The 17,277-nt window shown below is 45.6% G+C and carries 16 protein-coding genes, 1 rRNA gene and 1 pseudogene; 9 read left to right on the top strand and 9 right to left on the bottom strand.

All coding sequences use genetic code 11. From position 1 onward, the window contains the following. From G519_RS50795 to G519_RS0134370, 5 genes and pseudogenes are all read right to left on the bottom strand, one after another. Positions 1–221 (bottom strand): annotated as a pseudogene (locus tag G519_RS50795) (IS4 family transposase); the annotation flags it as partial. 140 nt (positions 222–361) lie between these two features. Beyond that, complete coding sequence (locus tag G519_RS0134385; RefSeq protein ID WP_029198463.1) at positions 362–1,213, bottom strand: SDR family oxidoreductase; 852 nt, start codon at positions 1,211–1,213, stop codon at positions 362–364. A gap of 90 nt (positions 1,214–1,303) precedes the next feature. Continuing rightward, entirely contained in the window at positions 1,304–1,753 is a 450-nt protein-coding gene (locus tag G519_RS0134380; RefSeq protein ID WP_029198462.1) for an acyl-CoA thioesterase, read from the bottom strand. 6 nt (positions 1,754–1,759) lie between these two features. Continuing rightward, positions 1,760–3,379, bottom strand: a complete 1,620-nt coding sequence (locus tag G519_RS0134375) for a long-chain fatty acid--CoA ligase (RefSeq protein ID WP_029198461.1) — start codon at positions 3,377–3,379, stop codon at positions 1,760–1,762. 160 nt (positions 3,380–3,539) lie between these two features. Beyond that, entirely contained in the window at positions 3,540–4,337 is a 798-nt protein-coding gene (locus G519_RS0134370; protein ID WP_029198460.1) for a Cof-type HAD-IIB family hydrolase, read from the bottom strand. A 123-nt stretch (positions 4,338–4,460) separates the two neighbouring features. On the opposite strand from G519_RS0134370, the gene G519_RS0134365 reads away from it, so the two are divergent. The 5 genes from G519_RS0134365 (at position 4,461) to G519_RS0134345 (ending at position 8,403) form a co-directional block, all read left to right on the top strand. Beyond that, complete coding sequence (locus tag G519_RS0134365) at positions 4,461–5,144, top strand: DNA alkylation repair protein (protein ID WP_029198459.1); 684 nt, start codon at positions 4,461–4,463, stop codon at positions 5,142–5,144. 209 nt (positions 5,145–5,353) lie between these two features. After that, complete coding sequence (gene add / locus G519_RS0134360) at positions 5,354–6,400, top strand: adenosine deaminase (RefSeq protein WP_029198458.1); 1,047 nt, start codon at positions 5,354–5,356, stop codon at positions 6,398–6,400. Between the two features lie 201 nt (positions 6,401–6,601). After that, positions 6,602–6,805, top strand: coding sequence for a copper ion binding protein (locus tag G519_RS0134355; protein WP_029198457.1), 204 nt, complete (start codon positions 6,602–6,604; stop codon positions 6,803–6,805). Then, entirely contained in the window at positions 6,805–7,641 is an 837-nt protein-coding gene (locus tag G519_RS0134350) for a hypothetical protein (protein ID WP_029198456.1), read from the top strand. The genes G519_RS0134355 and G519_RS0134350 overlap by 1 nt, the downstream gene beginning before the upstream one ends. After that, positions 7,642–8,403: a (S)-benzoin forming benzil reductase gene (locus G519_RS0134345; protein ID WP_029198455.1), complete on the top strand. Its 762-nt coding sequence runs from the start codon at positions 7,642–7,644 to the stop codon at positions 8,401–8,403. A gap of 23 nt (positions 8,404–8,426) precedes the next feature. On the opposite strand, the gene mscL is transcribed toward G519_RS0134345, so the two are convergent. Next, positions 8,427–8,918, bottom strand: a complete 492-nt coding sequence (gene mscL, locus G519_RS0134340) for a large conductance mechanosensitive channel protein MscL (RefSeq protein ID WP_029198454.1) — start codon at positions 8,916–8,918, stop codon at positions 8,427–8,429. Between the two features lie 94 nt (positions 8,919–9,012). Further along, on the bottom strand, positions 9,013–10,128 hold the full coding sequence (hisC, locus tag G519_RS0134335) for a histidinol-phosphate transaminase (RefSeq protein ID WP_029198453.1): 1,116 nt from the start codon (positions 10,126–10,128) through the stop codon (positions 9,013–9,015). A 168-nt stretch (positions 10,129–10,296) separates the two neighbouring features. Here hisC and G519_RS0134330 point away from each other — a divergent pair, with 168 nt between their 5' ends. Then, complete coding sequence (locus G519_RS0134330; RefSeq protein ID WP_029198452.1) at positions 10,297–12,990, top strand: response regulator; 2,694 nt, start codon at positions 10,297–10,299, stop codon at positions 12,988–12,990. 172 nt (positions 12,991–13,162) lie between these two features. Here G519_RS0134330 and G519_RS46035 read toward each other — a convergent pair whose 3' ends face one another. Further along, positions 13,163–15,313 carry a 5'-nucleotidase C-terminal domain-containing protein gene (locus tag G519_RS46035; protein WP_051253947.1) on the bottom strand — a complete coding sequence of 717 codons (2,151 nt, stop codon included), beginning with the start codon at positions 15,311–15,313 and terminating at the stop codon, positions 13,163–13,165. Positions 15,314–15,454: 141 nt separating this feature from the next. Further along, on the bottom strand, positions 15,455–15,733 hold the full coding sequence (locus tag G519_RS0134320; protein WP_029198451.1) for a hypothetical protein: 279 nt from the start codon (positions 15,731–15,733) through the stop codon (positions 15,455–15,457). A gap of 159 nt (positions 15,734–15,892) precedes the next feature. Here G519_RS0134320 and G519_RS0134315 point away from each other — a divergent pair, with 159 nt between their 5' ends. The 3 genes from G519_RS0134315 to G519_RS0134305 form a co-directional block, all read left to right on the top strand. Further along, positions 15,893–16,114: a hypothetical protein gene (locus G519_RS0134315; protein ID WP_029198450.1), complete on the top strand. Its 222-nt coding sequence runs from the start codon at positions 15,893–15,895 to the stop codon at positions 16,112–16,114. A gap of 69 nt (positions 16,115–16,183) precedes the next feature. After that, complete coding sequence (locus tag G519_RS0134310; protein ID WP_029198449.1) at positions 16,184–16,573, top strand: VOC family protein; 390 nt, start codon at positions 16,184–16,186, stop codon at positions 16,571–16,573. A 529-nt stretch (positions 16,574–17,102) separates the two neighbouring features. Continuing rightward, positions 17,103–17,277: ribosomal RNA gene (locus tag G519_RS0134305) — 16S ribosomal RNA — on the top strand; the annotation flags it as partial.

Below are 17,277 nucleotides of genomic sequence, written 5' to 3'. Positions count from 1 at the left end.
GAGTGATCAGCTTTTGCCATCCCAGAGGAAGGCATGCGTTTTTCTCCATCACGGTAGCCGTCCCATTGCCCAAGAGCAGCTTGGGACAAAAAAAGAAAGAGATCATAAACTTTGAATTTCCGCCCAGTGTCAACGTATCCGGCTTCTTTGATGAGAGGAAGCACTTCTTCTTTCGGTATAATTGTTTGCAGAATATTCGAGAACATAGTAGACTTTTTCATGAGGTCGCCTTCTTTCGGATGTTTGTAGGGGTACAAACAGTTTACCGAATGAGCGGCCTTTTTCCCTGCCATTTTATGGATAATCAACAGACCTGTATGAAATACAACATTACGCAAATGAGAAATGATCATACCTACGCTCAGGACTTGCCCTTGCGCGTCATCTCCGCAAGCCCAACCCACTGCTCCTCGGTCACCTCGAGCAGATCGTTGAACTGCCCGGCGCCCTGCAGCCATTCGCCGCCGTCGATCGTGACAACTTCGCCGTTAATGTAGGCGGCGTAGTCCGAGATCAGATAAGCCGCGAGGTTCGCGAGCTCATCCTTCTCCCCGACCCGCCGCAGCGGCACGCGGTTCAAAAGCTTCTCCGACAGCTCGGGCGTCGGAGCCAGTCGGCTCCACGCGCCGTCAGTCGGGAAGAGCCCCGGCGCGATGGCGACTTGCCGGATGCCGTGCCGCGCCCACTCGACGGCAAGCGAGCGCGTCAGCGCAAGCACGCCGGCCTTGGCCGCAGCCGACGGTACAACGAAGGCCGAGCCGGTGGAGGCGTAAGAGGTGACGATGTTCAGCATCGTACCGCCGACGCCTTGCTCGATCCATCTTTTGCCCACTTCTAACGTGGTGTAGAACGTCCCGTGAAGGACGATATCCAGCACCGCATCCACGGCGCGCGGAGATAATTTTTCTGTCGGGCTGGCGAAGTTGCCGGCCGCATTATTAATCAGTACATCAATACGGCCATAGTGCTGTTCCACAGCGGCCACCATCTCGGCAATTTGAAGCGGGTCACGCACGTCACAGCTTTTGTAGAATACTTCCTTGCCGTCACTTCCCATTTCGGCTGCCGCTTTAGCAAGCACCTCTTCGCGTCGGCTGGTAATCGCGAGTTTAGCGCCTAAAGTCAGGAATTTCTCGCCCATAGCACGGCCTAGACCAGTACCGCCGCCTGTAATAAGAATGACTTTATCCTTCAGCAAGGTTGCCTCGAACATATCCATCGCGCCCTTCATCGTCAATTTACGCTGCTAATGATTAATGCTGTAAATGTGCTGCTATTGCTATTGGTACTGGTACTGCAATTGCTACTCGATGAACGTAGCCTCGAATTGCTCGATCCGGCTTGCTAAATCTTCGGGGAGCGGAGTGCTTTTTTGCGTATGAACATCGATATAAACGCCGGTACTGGTAGAGAAGCTCACAAGCTGCTTATTCGCCCGCTTAACAATGGCATACTGCGTTTCAATCGACGAAGTGCCGATCCGGCTCACTTTCATATAAATGTCGAGTTCATCGTTAAAATGTGCTTGCGACTTGTATTCGACGCTTTGGCTGACGAGAAAGAAGGTTTTATCAGCCAGATTGCCATCTGAATTTGCATAAAATAAACCCAAACCGTTCATATACTCACAGCGGGCTTGCTCCATGTAAATGACGGAAGAAAGGTGACTTAGGTGTCCGTTCGCATCGGTTTCACAGAAACGAACTTTCGTTGGTGTATAGAAGCGGAAGCCTTCTAATTCGAAATTGTTCATGGCTATCTAGTCTCCTGTAAAATAGGTTTGATACTGCTCGCGAAGCTCGCGTTTCATAAACTTACCGACCGACGATTTAGGTATTTCTTGGAGGAACACAACATCGTCCGGAATCCACCACTTCGTGAATTTATTTGTCAGAAAATTAAACAAATCCTCTTTATCATCATCAGTTTGTAGCGCGGTGTCCTTTAGGACAACGAAGGCGAGTGGCCGTTCAGCCCATTTGGGATGCGGCACGCCGATGACACAAGCTTCGAACACATTCGGATGCGCCATTAATGCGTTTTCTAAGTCGAGAGATGAGATCCATTCCCCACCGCTTTTGACCAGATCCTTGGCCCTATCCACCAGCTTCACAAATCCCTCGGGATCAATAACCGCGATATCTCCGCTGTAAAACCAACCGTCCTGGAACGATTCCTGCGTTCGGGCATCTTTGTAATATTCCGTAGCTACCCATGGTCCGCGAAGTAGGATTTCGCCCATTTCCTTCCCATCCCAAGCTACCTCACCCCGAGGTCCAACGATTTTCATATCAAGCCCTGGCACAAGCAAGCCCTGAGTAGCCCTTGCATCGTATTGTTCATCGTAAGAGGCATCTTCTTGATAGCTTTTGAGGCGGGAAACGGTAACGAGAGGACACGTCTCTGTCATCCCATAGGCATGATAGAAGGGAACCTTGAGCCGCTGTTCGTAGCTTTCAATCAGACTGCGCGGGGCAGCAGATCCACCACAGACCACTGCACGAAGGGATGATAAATCCACTTGCAGTAATTCCTGCACCTTAAGAGCGGCCGTCCATACCGTAGGAACACCAGCAGCAATCGTCACTTTCTCGTCCGCGATCAAACGGAGTAGGATGTCAGGTGTCGGCGAAGGTCCCGGAAGCACTTGCTTGCTGCCGAACCAGACAGATGCGAATGGGAGTCCCCAAGCATTAACGTGAAACATCGGCACAATAGGCAGGACGGTGTCACGTTCAGAAAGTCCTAGTGTATCCGACAGACCAATGGAGAGGGAATGCAGATAGATCCCGCGGTGAGAATACACCACACCCTTGGGATTGCCCGTTGTCGCAGATGTATAGCAGATGCCTGCGGGAGCGCTTTCATTAATGTCAGAGGCGTATGTATAGTGCGGGTCGCCGCCTTCTATCATGTTCTCATATAAATAGACGGGATGTAAAGAAGTAGGCGGCATTTCCTTTTTGTCCGTCATCAAAATATAGCCTTCTATCGTCGTAAGTTGATCCTGAATCTTCTCGATAATAGGGAGTAAGGTTTCATCAACGAAGAGGAAACGATCTTCCGCATGATTAAGAATATAGGCGATATGCTCAGCGGGGAGCCGGATGTTGACCGTGTGCAGTACGGCTTCCATGCAAGGGATGGCGAAATAAGCCTCCAGATGAAAGTGGTGATTCCAGGCAAAAGTAGCAATCCGGTCTCCAGGATTCACACCAAGAGCTTGCAAGGAGCTGGATAACTGCTTCGCTCGTCTCCCAAAATCGGCGTATGTATACCGATGGATGCCGGTGCTTGTACGTGAAACAACCTCTTTTTTGGGAAATAAGGTTTGTGAACGTTCAAAGAGAGAGCGCAGCGTTAACGGGAAATTTTTCATGTGGAGACACCTCCGGAGATTGTCTGATTCTATTGTAATATATAAGCCGGAGGGACAAGATATGTCCAAATAACAAGCGATTTTAAATAAAAAACCGACTCCGGCGCATGTGAATCATGCAGATGGAATCGGTTTAACTCTTACGTACTTTTACCTACAATTACGCATTCAAAATAAACTTTTCAATAACATGTCTGACGCCATCATCGTTATTGCTCTTCGTTACGTAGTTCGCCAGCTCCTTGAGCTGCGGCAGCGCGTTGTCCATAGCGACGCCAAGTCCGGCGACTTCCAGCATTTCACGGTCATTCCAAGCATCGCCTAGGGCAATAACGTCATCTAAGGAGCAGCCGATATGCTCAGCAAGGAAAGTGATCGCATGTCCTTTGGTACCTTCTTTATGCATGAACTCCAAGTAGTGCGGTTTGGACTTCGTAATGTGCATCTTGTCACCCAGAAGAGGTAGCAGTTCTTCGCGCAGTTGGTCGCAAACTTCCGGTGTATCGATGATAAGCATCTTAGGCTGCGGGATGTCAATCCATTGGCGCAGATCACCAATGATATAAGGCGTTTTGGAGAGACGCACGTAAGCTTTAATCTTATCGTTGTCTTCACCTGCATATAGCTCATCCCCATGGTAAAGCTGTAAATGGAGGTTGCGCTTTTTACAGAATTCGAGCAGGAATCGGGCGCTTTCAACAGGAACTGTACGCTCGTAGAGGACTTCTTCATCAAGTAGATTTTTGATTAAAGCGCCTTGATAAGTGATAATCGGAACATTAAGTCCGATCTGGTTGGCAATCTTGGCGGCGGATGGGAAGCTTCTTCCCGTTGCAATCGTTACGGTTACGCCTTTGGCGACAGCCTGATGCATAGCCTCAATAGTCTCTTGTGAGATGGTTAGATCATCACGCAGCAGCGTATCATCTAAGTCAGCAGCAACTAATTTGTAAGTCATGTAGTTCTCTCCGATCCGATAAGTAGTCTATATGAAAAATTCTGCTATAAGCATACCCGAATTACTTTGGAATTGCTACAATAAAGCGTATAGTTGATAGGTTAAAAAGGAGGCACGCAACCGATGGCATCCCCTTATACGGACAAGCTGGAGGCTTGGTTAAGAGCTCACCGCAACACGGCAAATGCGTCGAGTATGGAAGCCTACATGAAAAATCATTTCCCATTTCTTGGGATTCGCAATCCAGAACGAGTAGCATTGACCAAGCAATTCACGAAGGAACATGGCTTCCCTCAAGGGGAGGAGGGGGTCAAAGTTGCCAAAGAGCTCTGGGAATTGCCGGAGCGCGAGTTTGCCTACACGGCATTATTGATCCTTGCCCAGCTGCGAAAAACCGCTGATCGAGAGCATATCGATGTCTTGGAGCATTTCGTCGTGACCAAATCGTGGTGGGACACCGTGGATATGATCGCTGATCACTTAATCGGCTTTCACCTGCAGAGGTTTCCTGAGTTGATTCCATCCTATGTGGATAAGTGGCTAGCTTCAGATCATATGTGGCTGCAAAGAACGGCGATATTGTTCCAACTAAAGTATAAACAACAGACGGATGTACCGCTTCTTTTTAGCTGCATCAGGCGTATGGCCGATTCGAAGGAATTCTTCATCCGCAAAGCAATAGGCTGGGCGCTTCGCGAGTATTCGAAGACAGACCCAGCGGAGGTACAGTCTTTCGTTGCAAGTACGGAGCTTTCGCCGCTGAGCATGCGGGAAGCGTTGAAAGTGATTCATCGTAAGGAGAAATGAATAGGAGATCCACAGTGAGGAGAATGATCGCTCTTAGTGTGGATCTTTTTTTATTTCCAGAAAATCATGCAATGTCATGATATCTAACGCATATATTAATGAAATGAAAAATTTGTCATGTATATTGACATATTCATGACATTCGAGTAAAGTTATTAAAATTCTTTAAAAGCGCGTTACGAGATTGAAAGAAAAAGGAGAGATGGAAGATGAATAACATGCGGGCTAACGATTTATTAGCGAGATTACCCAAGGTTGATCTTCACTTGCACTTGGATGGCAGTGTGAAGCCAGAGACGATTCTGGATCTCGCTCGCAGGCAAGGCATTGAACTTCCTGTTTATGATAAAGAGGGACTCATTCCACATATGCGTGTAGGTGAGGAGTGCGGAAGTCTCATTGAATATCTAAGCAAATTTCATTTTACTACACAGTTTTTACAATCAGCTGAAGCCTTGGAACGGGTGGCCTACGAGGTCGTAGAACAGTCTGCTGAGCATAATTGCAGATATGTGGAAGTTCGTTTCGCACCGCAGCTGCATAGGAACAACGGTTTGACAGTTGAGGAAACGATTCATTATGTGGTAGAGGGTATGAAGCGGGGGCAGCGGGATTTCGGTGTAAGAGTCGGCGTCATCGCGATCTGCATGAGAAATCATTCGTGCGAAAGCAACCTAGAAGTGATCGAAGCAGCTGCTAAGTATGTAGGGAAAGGCTTAGTCGCAGTCGACTTAGCCGGTGATGAGGCGTCGTATCCGCCGGAATTTTTCCGGGAGGTTTTTGCGGAGTCAGGGAGACTGGGTATTCCTGTCACCATCCATGCCGGAGAAGCAGCGGGAGCGAATAACGTGTTTGAAGCCGTTACGAACCTCGGCGCTGTACGAATTGGGCACGGTGTCCGTTTGAAAGAGAACAAAGCCATATTGGAAATGGTCAAGGATCGCCGTATCCCGCTCGAAATGTGCCCGATCAGCAACATCCAAACGAAGGCTGTCTCCGGTTGGGAAGCGTATCCGATTCGCGAATATTTGGAGCATGGGCTAGTCGTGACGATTAATACGGATAACCCCAGCGTATCGGGTACGAATATTACGAATGAATACCGGGTGCTCAAAGACCGCTTTGGCTTTACGACACCGGAGTTGGTTAAGCTCATTATGAATGGCGTAGATGCCGCATTTATGGAAGAGCATGATAAACTGTCGTTAAGACGAGAGATGGAAGATGAAATGAGTAGCTTGGGCGTACTCAACTAGCAGCTTAATGCGAGAAGAATTCGTTGCGATCAGGCAGCGGGTTCTTTATTTTGGTTATGGAAACTTGACATTATAGGGTAGGGGGGTATACTATAAAATGTATAACGGTATTCAAGAAGGCGACCTCGCCGCTGTGGATGAACGGCTTAAATATTGAATACCCTAATGAAATAATTTTACATACTAGAAGGAGCGTTGAAAATGTCTAATATTATTTTGAAAGTTGAAGGAATGTCCTGTAATCACTGTGTGAATTCGGTTGAGAAAGCGGTGAGGGAGCTAGGTGCAGAAGGTAAGGTGAATCTGGCTAACAAGGAAGTCGAAGTACAGTTCGATGAGACTAAGCTTAGCATCGAAGCTATTAAAGATGCGATTGAAGAGCAAGGCTACGACGTGGTGCAATAATGAAGAAAATAGGCGTAATTCTCCTCACTTTGGCTATTTTGTTGAGTGCTTGCGGTAAAGCCGCAACCACCGATCACTCCGCGCGTTCTGAAAATAAAGAGCAGGGACACGCTGGTCACGAAAGCAGTGGATCGGCGGCGGATACAGAAGGAATTCAGGCTGTATTTAAGCTTTCCCCCGACCCTGTTCAAGCTAAACAAGAGACTGAGATGACGATACAGATCCTTGATAAAAATGGAAAATCTGTAGATGATTTTGATCTGAACCATGAGAAAAAGATGCATCTGATCCTTGTTAGCCAAGATCTTGCTTACTACAAACACTTACACCCGACTTATCAAGGTAAGGGGTTGTTCACGATTCGTGCAGCGCTTCCTGCAGGGGGCAACTATAAGTTGTTTGCTGATTTTAAGCCTAGCGGACAGGCGCAAATCGTTAAAAGTTACGTCATAAAAGCAGGCGGAGAGGCTGCGCCAGCCACAGCTTTGCAGCCTGACAGCAAACTTACCGCAACGGTGAATGGTATGGAGATATCACTGGCGGTTGATCATCTCATGGCGGGAATGGACCTGGATTTGACCTATACTTTCAAGGATGCCGCTACGAAAGCGCCAATAACCAATTTGCAGCCTTATTTAGGTGCTGTAGGGCATGTGGTTATTCTTGATGAGAAAGCGGACCAATATCTGCATGTACATCCTGTAGATGAGAAATCGGCAGGGCCAGAAGCCAAATTCAAAACATCCTTTCCGAAGAGTGGTATCTATAAAATATGGGGCGAATTTCAACGGGATGGTCAAGTGATAACAGTTCCCTTTGTCGTAAAGGTGCCGTAAATGGATACGTATATCATTACAGGCGGTTCAAAAGGACTCGGCGCTGCGATCATCCAGCAGCTACTGCAGCAGGGAGCTGCGATTCACTGCATTTCCCGCAGCGACAGTGAAGCTTTGCGCCAAGAGGCGCTGCGCGCGGAAGGTATACTTACCTTCCACGCTTACGACTTGGCGGACACGCAAGGCCTGGATTCGCTCATGGAGCGAATCCTCGGCACGGTGGATGGAGCGGATTCCATCACGCTCATCAACAATGCTGGCTTGCTCGAGCCGATGACGTCGATCGGCCGAGCAGATCCTGACGACCTGCAGCGCAGCCTGCAGGTCAATCTCATCGCGCCCGCGCTGCTGACGAACAGCTTCATTCGGCTCACGCAGGCGTGGCCGATCATGAAGCGGGTCGTGGGCATCTCCTCGGGCGCGGGGAAGAAGCCCTACCCCGGCTGGGGTGCCTACTGCACCGCCAAAGCCGGGCTCGATATGCTGACGCGCTGCGTGGGCGTCGAGCAGATGAACCAATCGCACCCGGTGGAGATTTACTCCATCGCACCGGGTGTGGTTGATACAGATATGCAGCGGGAGATCCGCGCTGCCGCGGAAGTGGACTTCCCGCAGGTGAGCCGGTTCGTCCAGCTCAAAGAGCAGGGCGAGCTGCAATCGCCCGAAGCTACAGCGAGGCAGCTGCTCGACCTGCTTCAGACAAACGCCTTCGAGCAAGGCGAGATCGCCGATCTGCGCACCAAAAAGCCCGAATCGATATAATTCGATTCGGGCTTTTAGCATATCTATTGAATACTCCCAGACACTGCAGCACCTGATGACAGCTCTGAAGTACAGAACTTACAGCGTGTAGCTTGTACAGGAATTTCGGACAAGCAGTGCGGACAAGATTTGGATGTTACCACTTTTTCTTTCGGCTCTTCCTTCTTGCGGAACTTGCTAAGCTGTTTGATAACAAGGAAAATGACAAAAGCAACAATTAGAAAGTCTAGGAAGGTCGAAATGAATTGTCCGTAATTAAAGGTAGGTGCACTTTTTGCAACCGCATCTTTAAGGGTATCGTAATGAACGCCATTTAATGAAATAAATAGATCATTAAACTTCACTTTACCAATTAGCAGCCCAACAAGCGGCATAATCAAATCATTCACAATCGAAGTAATAACCTTCCCAAAAGCCCCCCCGATAATAACCCCAACAGCCAAATCTACCATGTTCCCTTTAAACGCAAAATCTTTAAATTCCTTAACATCGTATCGCTTACCCCCATGAGACAATAATTGTTAGTATTGTAGCATATTTGATTGCACGCAAACAATTGGAGGTAGGTTTCGGATCCGTTAAAGGCATTTTTGAGCTGTGGATATCAAATCAGGTTTGCTTAATGAATATCTCGCTAAGCGCCTCGATTAATATTGTATGATCGTCCGACGTCCCAACTGAAATCCGCACATGATTAGGGAGGTTCCAAGCTCCGCCATAACGAATAATAATGCCTTTATTCATCAGCTTTTCATAGATGTTTTTAGCGTCCGGTCCAAGCTCGACCAATAGGAAATTACTCATGCTGCGTGTGAAATTCAATCCCATTGCCTGCAAGCTTTCATATAACTGCTCTCTCCCGCGAGCATTCATCTCACGTGTTGCCTCAAGATGCTGATCATCCTTGATCGCCGCTGTAGCGCCAACTTGTGCTAATGCATTCACATTGAAGGGTTCCTTGACCTGACGGATACTATGCAAAATACTTGGGGAAGCGATGCCATACCCAACACGTATACCAGCCAATCCGTATATTTTGGAAAAGGTTTGTGTGACGACGATGGGGTAGCCCAAACGCACAAGCTCCAACCCATCACTATAATCATCCGCTGTTACAAAGTGACTATAAGCCCCGTCGAAAATAACAAGAACATGGGAAGGGAGCTCATCCATAAGCCGGTATAAATCCTGTTTCTTCATATATGTGCCGGTTGGATTGTTAGGCGAGCAAATATAAAGCAGCTTGGTTTGTTCCGTTACAGCAGCGAGTATACCGTCAACATCATAACGGTAATCTTCACGAAGCGGTACTTGCACGACACGAGCGCCCATTAGATTTGCCCCGAATTCATATTCGCTAAACGTTGGAGAAGGAACTATAATCTCATCCCCTGGTTCCAGAAATGTTTCCGAAATAAGCGTAATTAGTTCATCGGCTCCATTGGTTATGAGGACTTCATCAGAAGAAAACTGTAATTTCTCGGCAATTGCTCCCCTAAGATCAACCGTGTCGGCGTCTGGGTAGCGATGGATATCGGTCAGATAAGATTGAATGGCTGTTAGTGCCAATGGTGAAGGGCCTAAAGGATTTTCGTTAGAAGCAAGCTTGGTGACTTTTTCGATACCTAATTCTCGTTGAACTTCCCAAATGGGTTTCCCAGGAGAATATGGCTTCATGCGTGAAAGGACGCTGCGAGGGCGAATGTGTTTAATTGTCCGACTCATACGAATCACTCCTAATTCATTTTAGTAAGATTAGTTCAATGCGTTACTATAATAATACATTACCTCGTTAATGTAGTAAAGTCCATATAATCTCCATATCCCATTTTTTGGAGAACATAGTATAATAAACGTATAAGGAAAATTCTTACTAGGGGAAGGAACTGCAGCATGATGGGGAAAAATAGATTTGGTATCCGTTCCAAGATTATGATTGGGTATATGTTCATCATTGTCTGTTTAACCATTTCATTTGTATTAGTCAATTTTCAGGTGACCTCCATGCAGAAAGATAGAAATTATATCATCGAGCATGATTTTGCCGTCCATAATGAAACGAATCGTATCGAAAAATATGTGATGGATATGGAAAGCGGGCAACGGGGCTATTTACTTACGGGTATTCTCAGCTATTTAGAGCCCTACAACCTAGGAGAGTCGAAATGGAGGGAATCCTACAGTCGTCTCAGTCAGCTAACGCGAGATAATATCATACAGGAACAAAATCTTTCTTCCATTAAGGCGTCAATCGAACGATGGCTGCAGCAGAGCGGAGGAAACTCTGTATCTTCGATGAAAAATAACGTAAATAACGAAACGTATTATGATTATAATTTTCTACTTGGGAAGCAAATTATTGATGATATCCGCTCTCAGTTGGATCGCTTTCGCAGTGTTGAAATGGGACTTACGAAGCAAAGAGCGGCGCACTTAGATGCACAGAATCAGATGCTTACTAAGTCTTTATTCGTCATGTTAGCGCTTGTTCTTATATTTTCAATAGCGGCTTCAATATTAATTTCCCGATCTATCGTAGGGACGATTAAACAAGTAACAAGAAGTATTATGAATTTAAGTTCATCGAAGAGAGATCGTTCTAAGCGTATACATGTTACGATAAATGATGAGGTGAGGGATCTTGCTGAAGCAACGAATGTTCTGCTTGAGAATCAAGAAGAGATGGAGTGGCAGCAGCGAAAATTAACGGAAGTCGTACATATGCTTCAAGGGATTTCGGATTTGGAGACGCTTGGTAAATCCTTTATTAGTAAAGCGGCTGAGCTGTTTGATGCTTCTTTCGGTCTTCTTTATCTTCGTTCTTCTTACGAAGGCAAGGAATCTATGGTTAAGTTGGCTTCTTATGCGGTCATGGGGGGGAGCGATGGCATTGGGGTTCATCACTTCCAATTAGGTGAAGGACTAGTCGGTCAATGTGCAGTTGAGAAGCGAATGTTTCACCTAACCAAAGTACCAGACAGTTACATTACCCTAGCGTCTGGACTCGGAACGGCGAAGGCTCAAAGTGTTCTGATCGTACCTATTTTACATAACAATGAAGTTATTGCGGTTATGGAGCTGGCCTCCTTTGATAAATTTACTCCGCTGCAGCTTGAGCTGCTTGAAGATATTCTCGAAGTACTAGGTACAATTGTACATAGTGTGCAAACGCGTGTGGAAGTTGAGCGGCTTCTAAAAGAATACCAGATCATGACGGAAGAACTTCAAACGCAGCAAGAAGAACTGCACATGACGAATGAACAGTTGGAAGAACAGAATCGCTATGCGGAAGTAAGGTCACGGGAATTAGAGAATATTAAAGCGTCTTTTGAAGAACATGCGATTCAGCTGCAGCAAAGTTCGCAATATAAATCGGAATTTTTGGCGAATATGTCACACGAACTCCGTACTCCATTAAATAGTGTGCTTATCCTTTCCCAAATGCTGCAAGAAAATAAACAGGGTTCGTTGACCAAAGAAGAGCAAGAGTACGCCCGTGTGATTCATTCTTCAGGAAATGATCTTCTGCATCTGATTAACGATATTCTTGATCTATCCAAAGTCGAAGCCGGCAAATTAGATATTCACGTCTGTGAAATGAATGTATCCGAGCTTCCTGATATATTGCGAAGTCAATTTGCAAAGGTGGCCGAACAGCAAAATCTCACTTTCAGCATCGTGCGCGACGCTCAGGTTCCAGACATTTTCTATACAGATGAGCAACGATTAAGCCAAATTATTAAAAATCTACTCTCTAATGCTTTTAAATTTACACACAAGGGCTCCGTTCAGGTGAATTTGGGTATGTGCAGCGAGGAGCAGATTAGAGAGTTTCTGCCATTGGCTAAACATAAACAAGTTCTAGCCATATCCGTAAAAGATACAGGGATTGGAATCTCTCCTGAGAAGCAGCAATTGATCTTTGAGCCGTTTCGCCAAGCGGATGGAACAACGAATCGTAAATATGGCGGGACAGGCCTTGGTTTATCGATAAGCCGTGAATTAGCTCGACTTCTTGGTGGCAGGGTTACGATGCAAAGCGAAGAGGGGGTAGGCAGCAGCTTCACGCTTTATGTTCCTTCTTTGGAGCAAGCTTTTAACGAAACTGAATCCATGCAGAAGGAAGCTGCAGCTGCGACATCACCAATGATAAGTGACTTCCTGCTTAGGGATGCCTATAAGAAAGCCGCTGATCCAACAGAGAGGAACAATTTCAGCGGAAGAAAGGTGCTTGTCGTCGACGACGACGTTCGGAATGTATTCGCACTAAGCAATGCTTTTGAGAAAGAAGGCATACTGGTTAGCGTTGCCCATAATGGACAAGAATGTTTGGAGATCATGAAGAAAGATCAAGACATCGACCTCATACTTATGGATATTATGATGCCTGTGATGGACGGTTACGAAGCCATGCGAATGATTAGGAAAGATACCCGATTTGAGAAAGTGCCGATCATTGCTTTGACGGCCAAAGCAATGAAACAGGATAGAGACATTTGCCTGCAAGCAGGGGCCTCTGATTATATAAGCAAGCCGCTTAATTTAAGCCAATTGCTATCCCTGATGCGTGTATGGCTGACCAAATAGAAAGACCTTTGACCCTATCCATAGTTGGATAGGGTCAAAGGTCTTTTTTATTTTAGTAGATAAGAAAGTATAAGTTTTATTACACTTCGCGTCATCAGTCTTGACAAACGCGCTCGTCCCAATAGGACGACGGAGTCGTTTATCCTTGTGAGATTAATCATGAAATGATAGCTTATTTTTTCAAATCCAAACGCACATCGCGACCATCGTCCTTAATCGACAACTCTTTACCAGCGGCTTTTAGGGAATTAGCGTAACTCACCCATGCGTCCAGCATGATGGCGCCATCTTTCCAATCCTTCACTTCACCAAATACGGTAAAGCCATCGCCACTGCCAGTAGCCATGAAATCATTGGTTGTTACTTTGAACGTACGGTCTGTATTAAACTTACCATCGACATAAACAGGAGTGCCATCAACCAGAGTGATTTTGGAATATTTCTCACCTAGTGGCTTCGTGCTGTCCCATTCTACTTTTAAGCCTGAGAATTGAATAGCCGGAAGATTCGTATACTTGTCCGTAACTTCGAGTGCCTTTTTGATTTGCGCAGCAGTCATTGTACCTGTAACGTTGTAATTGCCGAAAGGGAACACTTCAAACATTTTGCCATACGTCAGCTCGCCTTTGTCAACATCAGCGCGAATACCGCCAATATTAGTGAAAGCAATATCGGATTTCTCAGAAGCACGCATAGCATCTGTGATGCTGTTTCCTAATTGGGAAGCACCGTCGCGATCAACTCCGCCATTGACATCAAAACGGAAAGATTTACGAGTTAGCGGCTCTGCAGCAACAACTTCAACTTCTCCGGATTTCGCCGAAATTTTGGCTTTATAATCTTCAACCGTTTGGTGAATCTTCGCATCAGCCGTTGTTAGGTTCGTATATGTTTCTAGCAAGCTTGCGTTCGAAGATACGACTTGCTTTGTGGATTTGTCTACAAATAGTTGAATGTGCCCAACCGCATACAGCCAGCTTTGAGCCTCAACAACTGGAATACCATTCACGATACCGGCAACACGCATGTGGGAGTGGCCGCCAACGATCGCATCTAGAGTGCCATTCCCAGTGCCTTTTGCAAGATCAGCAAGCTCGCTGATGATTTCAGCAGACTGTTGGTTTTGCTCACCTGGTAGGTGTGAGGTAACCATAATGATGTCGACACCTTTAGCGCGCAGCTCTGCAGACAATTCTTTAGCCATAGGAACTGGATTTACAAAGGAAAGGCCTTCAATGTTTGTTGATTTCGTTGTTGTTGTCGTTTGTGGCGTTGCGAAGCCGATGATACCGATTTTCAGGCCATCTTTTTCAACAATCACGTAAGGCTGTGTCCAGTCAACGCGTTTACCTGTTTTATCATCGATAATATTTGCCCCTAGAATAGGAAATTTAGCTTTCTTAATATTGTCGATCAGAACGTCACGACCGAAGTCGAACTCATGGTTTCCGATAGCCGCGGCATCATATTGCACTTGCGCCATCGTATCCATCACGGATTGACCATTCGTCGTATTGGAGATCAGCGTACCTTGCCATGCGTCTCCGCCGTCAACAACGACTGTTCCTTTTGGATTTACAGCACGGAAATCAGTCACGATACCTCCGAGTGTTTCGATACCGCCTTGACCTTGATTACGCTTTTTATCGAAGCCGACTTCGATTTTACCGTGAATATCGTTCGTTGTTAAAATATCAACCACTTTAAATAAAATAGGCTTAAGCGCCTTAGCTACTTCATCACGCGTTACTTCCGCTGTTGGGTTGAAGTTACCGTCAAGGGTAGGTGTGAAAATTCCGCTGATGACGGCATAAGCGACATAAGGGCGGGATTCTTTAGCGATGGATGAGGAATCTTTGAAGTAGTTCAACACATTCTCGTTCACTTTTGGCAATTGGCCGCCAGTTACGACTTTAACGATCAACTCAGCTAGTTCTTGACGAGTAACGGCAGCGTTCGGGTGAAATGTTCCGTCAGCGAAGCCGCTAATGAGTTTAGCAGCGACGGCATTCGCAACCGCTTGTTTTTGCCAATTCGCAAGGTCCGTAAACGTGACAGAACCAAGATCTGCACTTTTCAGTTTGGCAGCACGGTTAATCATTGTTACCACTTCAGCGCGAGTGGCGGAACTTGCACCACGGTAGTCGGTATCTCCGTAGCCCTCAATTGCGCCGTTATCAATGGCGAGACGCATATCTGATTTCATTGAAATGGGCGAAGAGGGTGCTGCTGTTTCGGCAAATGCTAGGCTGCTAGCGAAAGAGCTAGTAAGAACGGTAACAAGAGCAAGCGCAGTAAGGCGGGTAGTCAATGTTTTTTTCATGTGTTAAAAATTCCTCCTTCAAATTAATAGAACCGCGGTTAATAAACCCATCTATTAGTATAAGGGGAAATGGTAGATTTTGAGAAGTAAAGAAATTGTTATTATATGAAATAACAAAAAAAGCCACTAACCTTCCAAAGGCTACGTGGCTTGTCGTTCCGTATAAACTTCAAAATGATAGATGGTATTGCGTGTCAGTACCCGGAAATCCAATCCGTCCCGATCTATTGCTTGAACTCTAGTTGTTTTGAAAGGTATATAATGATGGACGCCTGATAAGATCATTGGGCACCCAACTTCAGTGGGGTTCATTTCTCGAAATGTCTGCCCTTGAATTTCATCGAAATTGAATCGTTCCGATCGATGCTTGGGTGTAATCCCATCCACTTCATAGATTTGAAGAAGCTTTAGTAATCTCATATTCGTACTCCCCTACTTCATCTTCATTATACTCTAGTATACACTGACTTTGTTTCTATGGCGAAATCTACGAACCTAACATAAACCTAAAAAAGTTCTGACACTTTCCTAGATTCCCAAATATACAATTGAATCATTGATATTGGGGGTGTTGATGGGATGATGCACGCAAAAATCCTTATCGGAGAAAAAGAAGTTCTTATGTTTTTTGAATCTATGTATCAGGATCATTTACAGATAGCGGCCCAAACCATAATGAATCATTTATCCAATGCTCAGGTGGGAAAAGTATTTGATGATATTGGTTTGGTCAATATTACGAATAAAGAAGTAACGCTCTTCTCGTTGGATGGCGAAATGGAAACGCTTCTTATTACTTAAAGTCAGTCTAGTCCTCTCTTCCTCTTTTCGTTACAATAGAAGGAGATGAATAGAGGAGGTTTTGTACAGATGGCAGTTTTGAAAATGGAGCATGTTGGTGTCATGGTAGCGAACTTGGAAGCGTCGATTCGTTTCTATGAAGAAGTGATTGGACTTAAGCACAAAAGTACCTTGCTACATACTAATGGTGTGATCAAACTTGGTTTTCTTGGCTTTGAAGCAGTGAATGAAACTGAAGTTGAATTAATAGAGGGTTATAACGCGGGGTTACCGCAAGAAGGCAAAGTTCACCATTTGGCTTTTACTGTGGATGATATTGAAGCGGAATTTACAAGAATCAAAGGATTGGGAGTCGAGCAGTTGGATACTGAGATTACGACACTTCCGAATGGATCCGGATACTTCTTCTTTAATGGTTTAGACGGAGAGAGAATCGAATTCTTTCAATCTACGCGTTGATTCGTTGCTAATCGGCTAGATAAGGCAACCCTTTTACTAGAGTTGTAGATTCTCCCTTGAATTCTCCTTCTATAAATAGAATGGAATAATAGCTTCAAAGGATGCAGAGGACTGCATCCTTTTTGTTTGGGTTCTATGTAGGAACAATTCAAAACAATTGCAATTATGGAACATTTCCAAAAGGGTTGTATTTGGTTTCTCTACATGTTACATTATTCCTCGTTGCTTTGAAGCGGCAAATCACCATGAGTTATTAAATGGAACTTGCATTCAAACAGCAATCTATGTTACTATGGCTTTCCGACAGAGAACAACAGAAATTGACAAGAAAAAATAGTGCTTGCAATTGATGGACGAGCTGTGGTATATTACTTCTCGCTGCTTCGGTAACACGGCAGTGAACGAAAGAAATTGATCTTTGAAAACTGAACAACGAGTGAGTAAGCACGAACGAGAAATCGTTCAAAAAGAGATTGCAAAATCTCGCTAGCAACGCAAATGAGCAATTAAGCTTTCAAATAGTTTTACTATTATGGAGAGTTTGATCCTGGCTCAGGACGAACGCTGGCGGCGTGCCTAATACATGCAAGTCGAGCGGGTTTACCCTTCGGGGTAAGCTAGCGGCGGACGGGTGAGTAACACGTAGGTAACCTGCCTATAAGATCGGGATAACTATCGGAAACGATAGCTAAGACCGGATAATT

Origin of the sequence: Paenibacillus alginolyticus DSM 5050 = NBRC 15375, assembly GCF_000422905.1 — a bacterium.
Lineage (GTDB): Bacteria > Bacillota > Bacilli > Paenibacillales > NBRC-103111 > Paenibacillus_E > Paenibacillus_E alginolyticus.
Note: the sequence above shows the minus strand (reverse complement) of the source record. Positions and strands in the feature narration are given on the sequence as shown.

Excerpts from the sequence above, each read along its gene's own strand:
- G519_RS0134385 (WP_029198463.1), bottom strand. The coding sequence starts at position 1,213 with ATGTTCGAGGCAACCTTGCTGAAGGATAAAGTCATTCTTATTACAGGC.
- G519_RS0134380 (WP_029198462.1), bottom strand. The coding sequence starts at position 1,753 with ATGAACAATTTCGAATTAGAAGGCTTCCGCTTCTATACACCAACGAAA.
- G519_RS0134375 (WP_029198461.1), bottom strand. The coding sequence starts at position 3,379 with ATGAAAAATTTCCCGTTAACGCTGCGCTCTCTCTTTGAACGTTCACAA.
- G519_RS0134370 (WP_029198460.1), bottom strand. The coding sequence starts at position 4,337 with ATGACTTACAAATTAGTTGCTGCTGACTTAGATGATACGCTGCTGCGT.
- G519_RS0134365 (WP_029198459.1), top strand. The coding sequence starts at position 4,461 with ATGGCATCCCCTTATACGGACAAGCTGGAGGCTTGGTTAAGAGCTCAC.
- add (WP_029198458.1), top strand. The coding sequence starts at position 5,354 with ATGAATAACATGCGGGCTAACGATTTATTAGCGAGATTACCCAAGGTT.
- G519_RS0134355 (WP_029198457.1), top strand. The coding sequence starts at position 6,602 with ATGTCTAATATTATTTTGAAAGTTGAAGGAATGTCCTGTAATCACTGT.
- G519_RS0134350 (WP_029198456.1), top strand. The coding sequence starts at position 6,805 with ATGAAGAAAATAGGCGTAATTCTCCTCACTTTGGCTATTTTGTTGAGT.
- G519_RS0134345 (WP_029198455.1), top strand. The coding sequence starts at position 7,642 with ATGGATACGTATATCATTACAGGCGGTTCAAAAGGACTCGGCGCTGCG.
- hisC (WP_029198453.1), bottom strand. The coding sequence starts at position 10,128 with ATGAGTCGGACAATTAAACACATTCGCCCTCGCAGCGTCCTTTCACGC.
- G519_RS0134330 (WP_029198452.1), top strand. The coding sequence starts at position 10,297 with ATGATGGGGAAAAATAGATTTGGTATCCGTTCCAAGATTATGATTGGG.
- G519_RS46035 (WP_051253947.1), bottom strand. The coding sequence starts at position 15,313 with ATGAAAAAAACATTGACTACCCGCCTTACTGCGCTTGCTCTTGTTACC.
- G519_RS0134320 (WP_029198451.1), bottom strand. The coding sequence starts at position 15,733 with ATGAGATTACTAAAGCTTCTTCAAATCTATGAAGTGGATGGGATTACA.
- G519_RS0134315 (WP_029198450.1), top strand. The coding sequence starts at position 15,893 with ATGATGCACGCAAAAATCCTTATCGGAGAAAAAGAAGTTCTTATGTTT.
- G519_RS0134310 (WP_029198449.1), top strand. The coding sequence starts at position 16,184 with ATGGCAGTTTTGAAAATGGAGCATGTTGGTGTCATGGTAGCGAACTTG.